Raw genomic sequence first — 13119 nt, 5'->3', positions numbered from 1 at the left:
GCAAGCTCTATTGAGACAAAACCATTTGTCTCAATTCTTAAAGAAGCGGCCACTGGCCGCTTCCTAAGAAATGACTTCCTTCAATTATTTTTCAGGAACTTTGATGCTACCATCAAGGATTTTAGCTTTTGCATCTTCAACAGCTTTTTTACCTTCTTCAGAAAGGTTTGTCACTGCCAAGTCAACACCTTTATCCTTCAATGAGTAAACGATAACTTGACCACCAGGGAATTCACCTTTTTCAGCCTTGTTTGAGATATCTTGAACTGTTGTTCCAACTTGTTTCAATGTAGAAGCAAGCACGAAGTTAGCTTCTTTACCGTCTTTAGAAGTGTATTTACCTTCATCAACTTGGTCACGGTCTACACCGATAACCCAAACTTTTTCGTCTTCATTTTTACTTTCGTTCAATGATTTAGCTTCAGAGAAGACACCAGCTCCAGTACCACCAGCTGCTTGGTAGATAACGTCTGCACCTGCAGCGTATTGGGCTGCAGCGATTGTTTTACCTTTAGCCGCATCACCAAATGATCCAGCATAGTCTACTTGAACCTTGATAGATGGGTCAACTGACTCAACACCAGCTTTAAAACCAGCTGCGAAACGAGAAATAACTTCAGATTCCATACCACCTACAAAACCAACTTGTTTAGTTTTTGTAGTTTTAGCAGCTGCAACACCTGCAAGGTAAGCTGCTTCGTTGTCTGCGAAAGTAACGCTAGCAACGTTCTTTTGATCTTTAATCACATCGTCAATCAAAACATAGTTTTTATCTGAATGTTCTTTTGCTGCTTCTTCAACAGCGTTGTGAAGAGCAAAACCAACACCGAAAATCAAGTTGTAGCTTCCAGCTGCTTGGTTCAAGTTGTTAGCGTAGTCAGCTTCACTTGTTGATTGGAAATAAGTGTAACCATTGTCTTTTGAAAGGTTGTGTTCTTTACCCCAAGCTTGAAGACCTTCCCAAGCTGATTGGTTAAATGATTTATCATCAACACCACCAGTATCTGTAACGATAGCTGCTTTAGTCTTCACATCAGAAGAAGATGAAGCTGCGTTACGAGAAGAGCGATTACCACATGCAGCAAGTCCAAATGCTGCTACTGCAACTAGACCAAGGCCTAGCCATTGTTTCTTGTTCATTTCTGAACCTCCTAAATAAGATGCGCAACTAAGTTGCAAGTATGGATTGATTGGTCACAAGGACCCTTGCCACTCAGAGAGTGACACAGACTATTGTAAGTCTGTAAAAGAATATGGAAGTAATTCCCCGACCGTCATCTCGACCGTCGTTTTATCTTTGGCGACTAGAGTCACCTTTAGATCTGGTTTAAAAAATTCGACCATAACTTGGCGACAAGCACCGCAAGGCGAAATTGGTTTTTCAGTTTGACCATAGACAATCAATTCTGAAAAGTCTCGTTGTCCTTCAGAGACCGCCTTAAAGATTGCTGTTCTTTCGCCACAGTTGGTCAAGGGGTAGCTAGCATTTTCAATGTTAACCCCTGTATAGATACTTCCGTCCTTGGCTACCAAAACAGCGCCAATCGGAAAATGTGAGTAGGGAACGTAAGCTTTTTTACTAGTTTCAATCGCTAATTCAATCAACTCAGTAGTCGCCATCAGCTAATTCTCCTTTTAAGATTGCAACACCAGAAGATGTTCCAATACGAGTAGCTCCTGCTTCAACAAAGGCAACTGCATCTGCATAAGAACGAGCTCCACCAGCTGCTTTGACCCCCATATCAGGACCAACTGTCTGACGCATTAATTGAACATCTGGCAAAGTTGCTCCACCTGATGAGAAACCTGTAGAAGTCTTGACAAAGTCTGCACCAGCTTTTTGAGCAAGTTGGCAAGCCAGAACTTTTTCTTCATCCGTTAACAAACAAGCTTCAATAATAACCTTAACAAGTTTGTCTCCACTTGCTTCCACAACAGCTTGAATGTCTGTCTCAACTAATGCAACATTTCCTGATTTTAGTGCACCAACGTTGATAACCATATCAATTTCGTCGGCACCATTTTGGATGGCTTCTTTGGTTTCATAGGCTTTGACAGCTGAAGTTGTAGCTCCAAGAGGAAAACCTACAACTGTACAAACCTTGACATCAGTATCTGTTAGACCTGCTTTTGCATGCGAAACCCAGCAAGGATTCACACAAACACTGGCAAAATCGTACTCTCTTGCTTCAGATAGCAAACGATCGATTTGTTGTTCGGTTGCATCTTGCTTTAAAAGCGTATGATCAATGTATTTATTTAATTTCATTTCGGATTTTCCTTAAATTAGGAGATAATTTCGATGATTTCACGCATTTTTAGCGTTTCATCACTCATTTTAATTTTAACATATTTTTGGAAATCTGTAACTAGTTCCGGAGAAATTTTGCCATTTGCATATACTTTTGCAACAATTTCACCTTTTTTGACTGATTCTCCAACTTTCTTCTCAAAAACAATTCCTGTTTCATAATCAAGAGCATCTGTTTTGACTGCACGACCAGCACCTAATCTCATAGCGAAAAGACCGAACTCCATGGCTGGAAGTGCCTCAATAACACCATCTTCCTGAGCAGGAATCTCAATTACATGGTCAACTTTTACTGGACGATAGAGGTCTTCTAGGTTTCCACCCTGAGCTAGAACCATCGCTTCAAATTTCTTGAGTGCCTGACCATTTTCAAGATGTTGCCTTACTTCCTCGACTGTTTTTTCAACATTTGCCAGAGAAAGCATAATCTGAGCTAACTCACAGATAAAGTGACTAATATCCTCGCGTCCTTTACCCTGAAGAATTTCTAGTGCTTCTAGAATTTCCAAGCGATTCCCAATGGCACGTCCCAAAGGTTGACTCATATCCGTAATGACTGCTACTGTCTTACGCCCCACAGCTTTCCCGAGATTCACCATGGTTTGAGCCAGTTGGCGTGCCTCGTCGACTGTTTTCATAAAGGCACCTTCACCGACAGTAACATCCAGCAAAATAGCATCCGCTCCAGCTGCAATCTTTTTACTCATGACAGAACTAGCAATCAGTGGAATAGTGTCAACTGTTGCTGTCACATCACGTAGTGCATAGAGCAACTTATCCGCTTTGACTAATTGGTCAGATTGACCAATAACTGAAACACCAATATCTTGGACTTGTTTGATAAAGTCATCCTGACTGCGTTCGACTTGAAAACCTTTGATAGATTCTAATTTATCGATTGTTCCACCAGTATGTCCTAGACCTCTACCACTCATCTTGGCAACTGGTACGTCAAAACTAGCTACCAAGGGTGCTAGGATTAAAGTTACCTTGTCACCAACACCACCCGTAGAGTGTTTATCAACCTTGATACCTTCAATAGCAGATAAATCAAATTCCTGACCTGTCTTGACCATGTTCATAGTCAAATCAGAAATCTCACGTGTGGTCATGCCTTTAAAATAAACAGCCATAGCAAAAGCAGACATTTGATAATCTGGAACAGTTCCAGCTACATAGCCTTCTACCAGCCATTTGATTTCATTGGAACTGAGTTCTTGTCCATCTCTTTTTTTCTGGATTAGATCTACTGCTCTCATTCTTTCACACTTCTAAGGATATAATATCCCTTGTCTTTCTTCACGACCTCACAATTACCAAAGACTTCTTCCATCTTATTTTTGGCACTTGGAGCTCCTTGTTTTTTCTGGATGACAATGGTCAAATCTCCACCATCCTTAAGATAATCAATACTGTTCTCGATGATTTCATGAACGACCTGCTTGCCTGCACGAATGGGCGGATTCGAAATGACATGATCGAATTGACCTTCTACCTGCTCATAAATATTGGACTGGAAGATAGTCGCTTGAACATTGTTTTTTACTGCATTTTGCTGGGCTAAATCCAGGGCACGATTATTGATATCCACCATGGTCGCTTGGGCACCATAAGCTTTAACCAAAGACAAGCCGATGGGACCATAGCCACAACCAACATCAAGGATTTTTTCATCTTTTTCGACATCTAGACATCTTAACAACAACTGACTTCCGAAATCAATCATTTTTTTACTAAAGACACCAGCATCTGTCAAAAAGGTCATCTTTTGCCCAAGTAGGTCAACTCTAAGTTCATGAACATCATGGGGTGCATCTGGGTTTTCTGCATAATACATTTTACTCATAGGATTATTTTACCATAAAATTTAGATATTTTAAATCGTTTACACGGTCTATACCAACTAAGGCCCTAAGAAGAGATAACCTAGGAACATACTAATAAAAAATGAAAATAGACAAGCTAGACCAATCAATATCAGCCACCATTTTCTTGTTAAAATGGCGAGAATCAAGTAAATAAAACCAATAATTGGTAGCAAGAACAACAAGACAAAGGCAGACCAGCTATAGGTTTGACTTCCTAAACTCACAGTAAACTCAATCAATGTTGGAGACAACCACAAAATAGCAACAAGTAAACAACTTAGTTTTAGAATTTTATCACTCACTACTAGTCTCATAACATAACCTCTATTGATAGTTATACTACTTATATTTTAACAAAGAAAGCGCTTTTTCTCAAATGATTCAGATGTCTTTCTTTGTAAATTATGGTATACTGAGATATCAAACGAGGAAATTTTATGACCAACGAATTTTTACATTATGAAAAAATCAGCCGAGGAACTTGGCAATCATTACATCGTAAGACAACACCTCCTTTAACCGAGGAGGAATTAGATTCGATTAAGAGTTTCAATGACCAGATCAGTCTCCAAGATGTAACAGATATTTATCTACCGCTGGCTCACCTTATTCAAATCTACAAACGTTCCAAGGAAGATCTAGCCTTTTCAAAAGGAATTTTTCTCCAAAGAGAGAGTAAAAATCAGCCTTTTATTATCGGGATTTCAGGTAGTGTAGCAGTCGGAAAGTCAACTACTAGTCGACTCTTACAAATTCTGCTTTCTCGTATTTTTCCAGAAGCAAGTGTTGAATTAGTTACGACTGATGGTTTTCTCTATCCTAATAGCATCTTAAATGAGCGCAACATTCTAAATAGAAAAGGTTTCCCTGAGAGCTATGATATGGAAGCTCTACTTAATTTTCTTGACCAACTTAAAAACGGGCAAGATGTTGACATTCCTGTTTATTCTCACGAAATCTATGATATCGTACCTGATAAAACACAAAGAGTTCAAGCAGCGGATTTTGTCATCGTAGAGGGTATCAACGTCTTTCAAACCCCTCATAACAGCCGTCTTTACATTACAGACTTCTTTGATTTTTCAATCTACGTAGATGCTGCAGTTGAGGATATCGAGAATTGGTATTTGGACCGTTTCTTAAAACTTCTCAGTTTTGCACAAGATGATCCAAGCAACTATTACTATCGCTTCACCCAACAACCGATCAGTGAAGTCAAAGATTTTGCTCATCAGGTTTGGACTAGTATTAATTTAACCAATCTACAAAACTATATTGAACCGACTAGAAATCGGGCAGAAGTCATTCTTCATAAATCTAAAAATCATGAAATTGATGAAATTTATTTAAAAAAATGATTTCCCCTTGTCAAAATAATAGTTTTCAGATATAATGGTATAGTTAGTAAATATGGAGGTAAGAACATTGGCAAACATTAAATCAGCTATCAAACGCGCTGAATTGAACGTTAAACAAAACGAAAAGAACTCAGCTCAAAAATCAGCTATGCGTACTGCTATCAAGGCTTTTGAAGCAAACCCATCTGAAGAACTTTACCGTGCTGCTAGCTCAGCCATCGATAAAGCAGAAACTAAAGGTTTGATCCACAAGAATAAAGCTAACCGTGATAAAGCACGTCTTGCAGCTAAACTTGGTTAATCAAGAACCGCATACAAAATGAGCTCTTCGGAGCTTTTTTTGTGCACATTTTTCTGGAGGTTATCATGAAAATTGCTATTATAGGATATTCAGGATCAGGTAAATCTACTCTAGCAGAAAAGCTTTCCAGTTACTACTCAATTCCAAAGCTCCATATAGACCGATTGCAATTTCAGCCTGGTTGGCAAGATAGCGATCGCGATTGGATGTTAAAAGAGATGGCGACTTTCCTTACTGAACATGAAGATTGGGTTATTGACGGCAACTATAGCTGGTGTTGCTATGAGGAAAGGATGGAGCAAGCTGATCAGATTATCTTTCTAAACTTCTCAGCATGGAATTGTTTAGCAAGAGCCTTAAAACGCTATCTACAATACAGAGGAAAAGTTAGAGAAAGTATGGCAGACGGTTGTCCTGAACAGTTTAACTGGGAATTTATCCGCTGGATTATCTGGGACGGACGAACAAAAAATGCTAAGGATAGATACCAAAAATTAAGTGATACCTACCCTGAGAAGATGCATATTCTCCATTCTCAAGCAGAGATTGATTATTTCTTGCAATCTCTTAAAAAATAGACGATAGAGTAACATTCCATTAAGGTCAGTCTGGACTGAATAACTAAAAAAGGAAGATTTTCATCCAGAAAATCTTCCTTTTGTGTTCCCTTTTATTCTGCAATTAAAGTCTCTAGACCAACCTTCATCATATCGGTGAAGGTATTTTGGCGTTCTTCTGCTGTAGTGTCCTCTTCTGGATTAACCAAGCTATCAGAAATCGTCATAATAGCTAAAGCATCGACATGGTGTTGAGCAGCAAGGTAGTAAAGGGCTGCTGCTTCCATTTCTACAGCTTTCACGCCCCATTTACCAAGTTCAATGTTCTTTTCACCATAGTTTGAATAGAAAACGTCTGATGACAAGACATTTCCGACATGAGTGGTCATACCAAGGTCTTTGGCAATGTGGTAAGCCTTATCTAAAAGATCAAAGCTTGCAATTTGTGGGAAATCGTATTGAGGCCAATCGTTGCGGATGATGTTTGAGTTAGTTGCAGCTGCTTGAGCCAAGACCAATTCACGGACGTGAACATCCTCATTCAAAGATCCAGCCGTTCCCACACGGATTAATTTCTTCACTCCGTAGTCAACAATCAACTCGCGCGCATAAATAGAGATGGATGGCATCCCCATCCCAGTTCCCATGACTGATACACGGTGACCTTTGTAAGTACCTGTGTAACCAAACATGTTACGAACTTCGTTAAAGCAAACAGCATCTTCAAGAAAATTCTCAGCGATAAATTTCGCACGAAGAGGATCTCCAGGAAGGAGAATTTTATCAGCAATTTCACCCTGCTTAGCAGCAATATGGATAGACATAATTAAGATATAAAGGGCGACAGAGAACAAAGTAAAAATAGGAAACTGACGACGCATCGTAGATGCTAGACAGTTTATCTTTTTTACACAGTTCTCCGCCCGTATTCAGTTCTGCGAATACGGTTAACCCTACCTTTCTGTGTGTATTTTTTGTTTAGAAAAGTTTTCTGCTCGTGTTCAAATCTGAACACATGCTCTACCTTTCTTTATTAAATGATATTGATTATAAATTTAAAATATACTTTGGATTAGAAAAACTAGAGTATTCTTATTAATTTTCTATTATCCTTGTCTTTGGTCGTAAGTATTTCTCCCAAGGGATTCGGTCCAGCATTTTAGCAAAACCAAATGCCAAGTAAGCAGTCACCAAAAGAAAAGGTATAGCCTCAAATGACTGACCAGTGAACCCCATCACCAATCCAGTTGCAGACAAGGGAGCCTTCAAGGTCACAGCTAAAAAGCAAACCGAACCTAATAGTAAGACTGCTGGCTGGTTGCCACTACCTAAAATCATGGTCAAGAGTGCAGCTCCTGCCATCCCCAAGGCAAAAGATGGGGTCAAGGTCCCACCATAGGCACCTGCCCAAAGGGTAACTAAAACGACCAAGGCTTTCAAGACAAACAAGAGGATTACCATCTTGGCATTACTGCCGTTTAAAATCTCCTGAGCCATCATACGCCCATTACCAAGTAGATGAGGCAAATGGCTAGCCAATCCAACAAGGAAAAGGAATGTTACCGGCAGAGTATAGAGTATCCGCTTGTCCTTTATTCTCTTTGAAGAAACTTGTTTGTTGAAGCGACTAAAAAGCCAAGCAAGTGGAGTCAGGAAAAGAACTAATAAGGGAACAAGCCACACATCACCTAGTGACCAAGTCAGAGCTGGAATCTGGTAGAGAGCATGATCTGAAACAACAAAGCCTGCTATAAAGGCTGATACATATGTAGTCAGACCGACCAAGAAAAAACGTTTGACAGATAAAGCAATTCCCAAGGTTTCAAAAACGAAAAATACACTCGTTAACGGAACCTGATAGACAGCTGCTAAACCCGCACCAGCTCCACAGGCAATGAGAAAGATTTGGTCCTTCACGGAGAGAGAAAAAATATTGGCAATAGGTCTTGCAAATAAAGCTCCAATCTCCCGCGGCGCAGCTTCCTTACCGATAGGCGCTCCTCCTCCAACTGCAACAATCTGCCAAATTGAATGAACTAACTGTTTTAAAAAATGAAGTTTGTATTGTGATGTTTCATCTTTCATCTGCGCTTTGATGGAAAAAATCTTTGCTTTTCTTTGCAAGAAATACCAGACTAAGGCAGAACTGACACCCACGATGATTAAACTGAAGCCTATTCGTGATGAGGCAACACCATCTGTCAAGAACCCAGTGTTATGTTCTGTCTGACCAAAAGCAATCCCTTCAACCAGCTCTAAAAGATAATGGAGCAAAATTCCGAATATGCCTGAAACTAGTCCTAGCATGATGACCGCTAGAACTAATTTGAGGTTATATGGGATCTTCTGAAGACTCCTCCTCAACTCATGTACCATGATTATAATTCAGCAAGAATCGCTTTCAGCAATCCTTTGAAGTCGCCTTTGACACGCTCGGTCACTTCTACAACTTCTTCGTGGTTAAGTTCTTCTTGGAATCCTGCAGCATGGTTAGTGATACATGAAATACCGAGAACTTTCAAGCCTGAGTGAGCGGCCACAATAACTTCAGGAACAGTGGACATACCGACAGCATCTGCACCAAGAGTCTTATATGCACGGATTTCAGCTGGAGTTTCATAAGTTGGACCTGTCACACCGATATAAACCCCATCATCCAGTTTAATGCCCAATTTGTCTGCTACTTGATGAGCAGTCTCACGGTATTCTGGAGTGTAAGCTTTCGACATATCAGGGAAACGTGGACCAAAGTCATCCAAGTTTTCACCGATCAATGGGTTTTGACCAGTCATGTTGATGTGGTCAGTAATAGCCATCAAGGTACCAGGACCGAAGCCGATACCGCCAGCTGCATTGGTTACAATGACACCTTCGCAGCCCAAGACTTTCATAACACGGACAGGAAAAGTCACAACTTCAAGAGGATTTCCTTCGTAGAAGTGAAAACGACCTTGAAGAGCCAAGACTTTACGTCCAGCAAGATCACCATAAACCAATTTACCAGCATGTCCGACTACTGTGGATTGACCCCAGTTTGGAATGTCAGAGTAGTCTACTACGACTGCATTTTCGATTTCTTCAGCCAATTCTCCAAGACCTGAACCAAGGATCAAGCCGAACTCCGGCGCTTCAACTCCCTTTTCTTTCAAGAAAGCAGCTGTTTCATTGATTTTATTTAAAAATGTCATTAGGTATCTCCTTCTTTATGTTTTAAAAATTGACCAATTTTGTCAAAGGTATTAGCGTTACGAATGGTAATATTGCGATAGAAAGGCATCTTAAGTAAGTGCTTGTGATAGGCTGTTGCATAGTAGGATTCCTCAGAAAATTTCCCCCAAAAAATCCCAAGTCTTCCAAAATGAACCACTTCATCTTTCAGTTCCAAACTGTTCACTTTCTCGATGACTTGATCCACATCCAAGCTCTCAGTGTAAAAGAGCACATCCTTGCGAACTAGGTCTTTGGTCCACCAATCTGGCAGATTATTCAGCTCTTCTTCATAATCTTCCTGACTCAGCAAAGAAAAGCTCTGAATAAATGGATAATGGATTTCAAAGAAAGCCTCTAACTTTTCAACCAATTGGGCTTTAGGAGCTATCGAAGTAAAGAAAATGTTGCCACTGTTGATGTAGGTTTCAACCTTTTCCAGTCCCAACTCTGTCAGTTCTTGACGAAGTTGCGCCATGACAACTTTATTTTTCCCACCTACATTAATGCCCCGAACAAGTAAAGCATAGCGTTTCATCTTATACCAATTTATCTAAGAAACTTTCACCAATCATGGCTTTTTCAACACCAAAGTTCTCTGCAATCGTTGCTGAGATGTCAGCGAAGTGTCCAACTGGAATTAATCCATTGCCTTTAAAGGATGGACTGTATGCTAAAAGTGGAATATATTCACGAGTATGGTCAGTACCAGCATAGGTTGGGTCATTTCCGTGGTCAGCAGTAATCAAAAGAAGATCGTCTTCTCTCATTGCTGCCATAATTTCTGGCAAGCGCTCATCAAACTCATGCAAACAATCACGATAGCCGTGTGGATCACGACGGTGTCCATATAAAGCATCAAAGTCTACCAAGTTTGTGAAGGAGAACCCTTTTTCAAATTCAGGAAGTCCCATAGTCTTCAATAGTGTATCAATTCCATGACTATTTGACTTATTGTGACCCATATCGTGGTTGATACCTGCACCATTGAAGATATCGTTAATCTTACCAACTGCATATGTATCAATACCGGCTTCATTCAATTTGTCCAATACAGTTGGAGCAAATGGAGATACAGCCAAGTCACGACGGTTAGCCGTACGAGTGAAGTTTCCAGGCTCACCAACATAAGGACGGGCAATGATACGACCAAGAAGAGCTGGACGTTCCAATGTGATAGAACGAGCGTACTCACAAATACGATAGAGTTCATCCAAAGGAATGATGTCTTCGTGAGCTGCGATTTGAAGAACTGGGTCAGCTGATGTATAGATAATCAACTCGCCAGTTTCCATTTGGCGTGGTCCAAAGTCATCGATTACTGCTGTTCCTGAGTATGGTTTGTTGGCTTCACGAATAACCTTACGTCCTGAAAATTCTTCGATTTTAGTAAGGATTTCCTCTGGGAATCCATTCCAGAAAGTATCGAAAGGTTCAGTGATATTAAGTCCCATGATTTCCCAGTGACCAGTCATGGTATCTTTACCTAGAGATACCTCTTCAAGCTTAGTCGCATAACCTGTTGGATTGCTCTCAGCTGGAACTGTCTTCAATGGTGTTTCTCGAGGAATGTTCCCAAGACCAAGTTTTGCCATATTTGGAACATTCAAACCTACTGATTTTGAAATGTGTCCAAGCGTGTCTGATGCACCATCAGGAACACCAGCGTTGACAAAGTTATGAGCATCTGGTGCTGCACCGATTCCTACAGAATCTAGTACCACCAAGTGAATACGATTAAATTTTGGCATAGTGTGTCTCCTTTTTATTTTGATTATTTTGCTTTTGTTGAAGTTAAAATCTGAACGCCCTCTTGTCCAGCAACGATGACCTTATCCACCATTTGGTTAAACAATCCATGCTCGACGACACCAACGACATGATCCAATTCTTGTCCAAGAGCAATTGGGTCTTCAATCACTTCCAAGGCCAAATCGATGATAAAGTTTTGCATGTCAGTCACAAAACGTTGACCATCCTTTTCACGAAAGCTCGGTTTATAGCCAGCTCGTTCAAATCGACGGAAGACCTGTTCGGCACCATATTGAACAACCTCTACTGGTAATTTAAAGGCACCAAGTTTCTCTACTAGCTTACTTTCATCAACTACCCAGATATATTCTTTAGATGGAGTTGCGACAACCTTTTCCATGAGAAGGGCACCACCACCGCCTTTGATTCCGTTAAACTGACTGTCTACTTCATCTGCACCATCAACTGTCAGGTCTACAAAGTCCACTTGATCAATTGACTTAAGAGGAATATTGAGTCCTTCTGCCTGCTTGCTGGTCACACTAGAAGTCGTTACAGCTGTAATCTGTAAGCCCTCTTCCTTGATACGACGACCTATTTCTTCTACGAAATAGTAGGCAGTTGAGCCTGTTCCAAGCCCGACAACCATACCATCTTTGACGAACTCGGCAGCTTTAATCCCTGCCATTTTTTTCAGATTTTCCACTTATACACCTCCAAATAGAGCTACTTCTATTATATCATGAATACGCTTCAAATTCATCCTTGCACTAGAAAAACCCGAACATTTTATGTCGGGTTTTGTGATGTTTACTTAACCATATCAGGGTCATAGTCGTAAAATCCAGTATCCAAGAAACGATTTTTAGGATGGAGCTTGCGAACTTCTTCATCGAGCAAGAAGGCCTGGTCATGAGTAAAGTTACCTTCTTGAATTAAATTGCGCGCTTGGATAAAGAGTTTTGCAATTTCTACAAAGTTTTGGCCTGGAGTGTAGAGACCTTCAAGCTTCCAATGAGTGAAACCATGTTCTACCAACTCAGTCAACTTGGTCATCAAATCAAGATCATTATTAGCAAAGATATGAGTCCCATGATTGTCTTCAAAAATAGAATAATGGCTCTCTGGGTCACTTGGCTCAGCCAAGAACAAGTCACGTTGACGAGATTTTTCATCATCAATCTGTGTGAAATTATAGTAGTTTTGCAAGAGTGGACGCTTCGAATGGTGGATGACACTAGCACCGTATACCAAGACCTCAGCAGGAATTTCTAAAATTTCAGGCATTTTGAAAAGTTCTGCAGATGGGATTTCACGCGCCAAAACAGCTTCTGATGCTCCTGCTTTTTGTCCCCAGAAATTAATCTGACGACTGCTTGTGACCATGGTTGAGGCATCGTAGATGGTTTTGAAAGAATAGCCATCACGGTTGACTACATAAAAGACACCTGCGTCCCCAACTGTGATATAGTCCGTTTTGATTTCTTCTAAAAAGTCCAAGAATGGCTTGATACGGTCCATCATGTCTTGGTGCATAAGAGCATTGACCGCAACGATTAATTCCTTACCGGCATCATGAACGATTTTTGCGATTTCACGCAATTCTTCATGACTAAAGGTAGTTGGCAAACGAAGACCAAAATCTTTCTCACCGGCATAAATGCGGTCGACACCAGCTTCAAGTAGCTGTTTTACTTGTTCAATACTTTCAGCAGTTGCTGTAATGATAATCTTTTCCATAGAGAAAATTATACCACATTTCCAA

General features: G+C 40.4%; 16 protein-coding genes. 3 read left to right on the top strand and 13 right to left on the bottom strand.

The genetic code is table 11. From position 1 onward, the window contains the following. Positions 1–84: 84 nt before the first annotated feature. From K1I61_RS01435 to K1I61_RS01410, 6 genes are all read right to left on the bottom strand, one after another. Positions 85–1140: a BMP family lipoprotein gene (locus K1I61_RS01435; RefSeq protein ID WP_006148714.1), complete on the bottom strand. Its 1056-nt coding sequence runs from the start codon at positions 1138–1140 to the stop codon at positions 85–87. Between the two features lie 90 nt (positions 1141–1230). Continuing rightward, complete coding sequence (locus K1I61_RS01430; protein ID WP_004253174.1) at positions 1231–1620, bottom strand: cytidine deaminase; 390 nt, start codon at positions 1618–1620, stop codon at positions 1231–1233. Further along, on the bottom strand, positions 1607–2269 hold the full coding sequence (gene deoC / locus K1I61_RS01425; protein ID WP_223332860.1) for a deoxyribose-phosphate aldolase: 663 nt from the start codon (positions 2267–2269) through the stop codon (positions 1607–1609). Before deoC ends, K1I61_RS01430 begins: the two co-directional genes overlap by 14 nt. A gap of 17 nt (positions 2270–2286) precedes the next feature. Beyond that, positions 2287–3570: a pyrimidine-nucleoside phosphorylase gene (locus K1I61_RS01420; protein ID WP_223332859.1), complete on the bottom strand. Its 1284-nt coding sequence runs from the start codon at positions 3568–3570 to the stop codon at positions 2287–2289. Next, positions 3567–4157 (bottom strand): class I SAM-dependent methyltransferase, encoded by a 591-nt coding sequence (locus tag K1I61_RS01415; protein WP_317627978.1) that lies wholly within the window; start codon positions 4155–4157, stop codon positions 3567–3569. The genes K1I61_RS01420 and K1I61_RS01415 overlap by 4 nt, the downstream gene beginning before the upstream one ends. Before the next feature lie 57 nt (positions 4158–4214). After that, positions 4215–4493, bottom strand: a complete 279-nt coding sequence (locus K1I61_RS01410) for a 1,4-dihydroxy-2-naphthoate prenyltransferase (RefSeq protein ID WP_223332858.1) — start codon at positions 4491–4493, stop codon at positions 4215–4217. A 123-nt stretch (positions 4494–4616) separates the two neighbouring features. On the opposite strand from K1I61_RS01410, the gene coaA reads away from it, so the two are divergent. The 3 genes from coaA to K1I61_RS01395 all read left to right on the top strand — a co-directional run bounded on the left by coaA (position 4617) and on the right by K1I61_RS01395 (position 6416). Beyond that, entirely contained in the window at positions 4617–5537 is a 921-nt protein-coding gene (gene coaA, locus K1I61_RS01405; protein ID WP_223332857.1) for a type I pantothenate kinase, read from the top strand. A 52-nt stretch (positions 5538–5589) separates the two neighbouring features. Next, positions 5590–5838, top strand: coding sequence for a 30S ribosomal protein S20 (rpsT, locus tag K1I61_RS01400; RefSeq protein ID WP_029689886.1), 249 nt, complete (start codon positions 5590–5592; stop codon positions 5836–5838). Positions 5839–5903: 65 nt separating this feature from the next. Continuing rightward, positions 5904–6416, top strand: coding sequence for a DNA topology modulation protein (locus K1I61_RS01395; RefSeq protein ID WP_223332856.1), 513 nt, complete (start codon positions 5904–5906; stop codon positions 6414–6416). Between the two features lie 92 nt (positions 6417–6508). On the opposite strand, the gene deoD is transcribed toward K1I61_RS01395, so the two are convergent. From deoD to K1I61_RS01360, 7 genes are all read right to left on the bottom strand, one after another. Beyond that, a complete protein-coding gene (gene deoD, locus K1I61_RS01390) occupies positions 6509–7219 on the bottom strand; it encodes a purine-nucleoside phosphorylase (RefSeq protein ID WP_070677158.1) in 711 nt (236 codons plus the stop codon). 271 nt (positions 7220–7490) lie between these two features. Next, positions 7491–8771 (bottom strand): chloride channel protein, encoded by a 1281-nt coding sequence (locus tag K1I61_RS01385; protein WP_223332855.1) that lies wholly within the window; start codon positions 8769–8771, stop codon positions 7491–7493. A 2-nt stretch (positions 8772–8773) separates the two neighbouring features. Further along, entirely contained in the window at positions 8774–9583 is an 810-nt protein-coding gene (locus K1I61_RS01380) for a purine-nucleoside phosphorylase (protein WP_223332854.1), read from the bottom strand. Beyond that, on the bottom strand, positions 9583–10140 hold the full coding sequence (locus K1I61_RS01375) for a DUF1697 domain-containing protein (RefSeq protein ID WP_223332853.1): 558 nt from the start codon (positions 10138–10140) through the stop codon (positions 9583–9585). Before K1I61_RS01375 ends, K1I61_RS01380 begins: the two co-directional genes overlap by 1 nt. 1 nt (position 10141) lies before the next feature. Beyond that, positions 10142–11353, bottom strand: a complete 1212-nt coding sequence (locus K1I61_RS01370; protein ID WP_223332850.1) for a phosphopentomutase — start codon at positions 11351–11353, stop codon at positions 10142–10144. Between the two features lie 23 nt (positions 11354–11376). Continuing rightward, positions 11377–12060 (bottom strand): ribose-5-phosphate isomerase RpiA, encoded by a 684-nt coding sequence (gene rpiA / locus K1I61_RS01365; RefSeq protein ID WP_074324207.1) that lies wholly within the window; start codon positions 12058–12060, stop codon positions 11377–11379. A 104-nt stretch (positions 12061–12164) separates the two neighbouring features. Beyond that, on the bottom strand, positions 12165–13094 hold the full coding sequence (locus tag K1I61_RS01360; RefSeq protein ID WP_223332849.1) for a peptidase U32 family protein: 930 nt from the start codon (positions 13092–13094) through the stop codon (positions 12165–12167). Positions 13095–13119 lie beyond the last annotated feature (25 nt).

It is taken from the genome of Streptococcus infantis, from assembly GCF_019929665.1.
Lineage (GTDB): Bacteria > Bacillota > Bacilli > Lactobacillales > Streptococcaceae > Streptococcus > Streptococcus infantis_H.
Note: the sequence above shows the minus strand (reverse complement) of the source record. Positions and strands in the feature narration are given on the sequence as shown.

What these genes read in the sequence shown, in the direction of transcription:
- K1I61_RS01435 (WP_006148714.1), bottom strand. Translation starts at nt 1,140, where the DNA reads ATGAACAAGAAACAATGGCTAGGCCTTGGTCTAGTTGCAGTAGCAGCA.
- K1I61_RS01430 (WP_004253174.1), bottom strand. Translation starts at nt 1,620, where the DNA reads ATGGCGACTACTGAGTTGATTGAATTAGCGATTGAAACTAGTAAAAAA.
- deoC (WP_223332860.1), bottom strand. Translation starts at nt 2,269, where the DNA reads ATGAAATTAAATAAATACATTGATCATACGCTTTTAAAGCAAGATGCA.
- K1I61_RS01420 (WP_223332859.1), bottom strand. Translation starts at nt 3,570, where the DNA reads ATGAGAGCAGTAGATCTAATCCAGAAAAAAAGAGATGGACAAGAACTC.
- K1I61_RS01415 (WP_317627978.1), bottom strand. Translation starts at nt 4,157, where the DNA reads ATGAGTAAAATGTATTATGCAGAAAACCCAGATGCACCCCATGATGTT.
- K1I61_RS01410 (WP_223332858.1), bottom strand. Translation starts at nt 4,493, where the DNA reads ATGAGACTAGTAGTGAGTGATAAAATTCTAAAACTAAGTTGTTTACTT.
- coaA (WP_223332857.1), top strand. Translation starts at nt 4,617, where the DNA reads ATGACCAACGAATTTTTACATTATGAAAAAATCAGCCGAGGAACTTGG.
- rpsT (WP_029689886.1), top strand. Translation starts at nt 5,590, where the DNA reads ATGGAGGTAAGAACATTGGCAAACATTAAATCAGCTATCAAACGCGCT.
- K1I61_RS01395 (WP_223332856.1), top strand. Translation starts at nt 5,904, where the DNA reads ATGAAAATTGCTATTATAGGATATTCAGGATCAGGTAAATCTACTCTA.
- deoD (WP_070677158.1), bottom strand. Translation starts at nt 7,219, where the DNA reads ATGTCTATCCATATTGCTGCTAAGCAGGGTGAAATTGCTGATAAAATT.
- K1I61_RS01385 (WP_223332855.1), bottom strand. Translation starts at nt 8,771, where the DNA reads ATGGTACATGAGTTGAGGAGGAGTCTTCAGAAGATCCCATATAACCTC.
- K1I61_RS01380 (WP_223332854.1), bottom strand. Translation starts at nt 9,583, where the DNA reads ATGACATTTTTAAATAAAATCAATGAAACAGCTGCTTTCTTGAAAGAA.
- K1I61_RS01375 (WP_223332853.1), bottom strand. Translation starts at nt 10,140, where the DNA reads ATGAAACGCTATGCTTTACTTGTTCGGGGCATTAATGTAGGTGGGAAA.
- K1I61_RS01370 (WP_223332850.1), bottom strand. Translation starts at nt 11,353, where the DNA reads ATGCCAAAATTTAATCGTATTCACTTGGTGGTACTAGATTCTGTAGGA.
- K1I61_RS01360 (WP_223332849.1), bottom strand. Translation starts at nt 13,094, where the DNA reads ATGGAAAAGATTATCATTACAGCAACTGCTGAAAGTATTGAACAAGTA.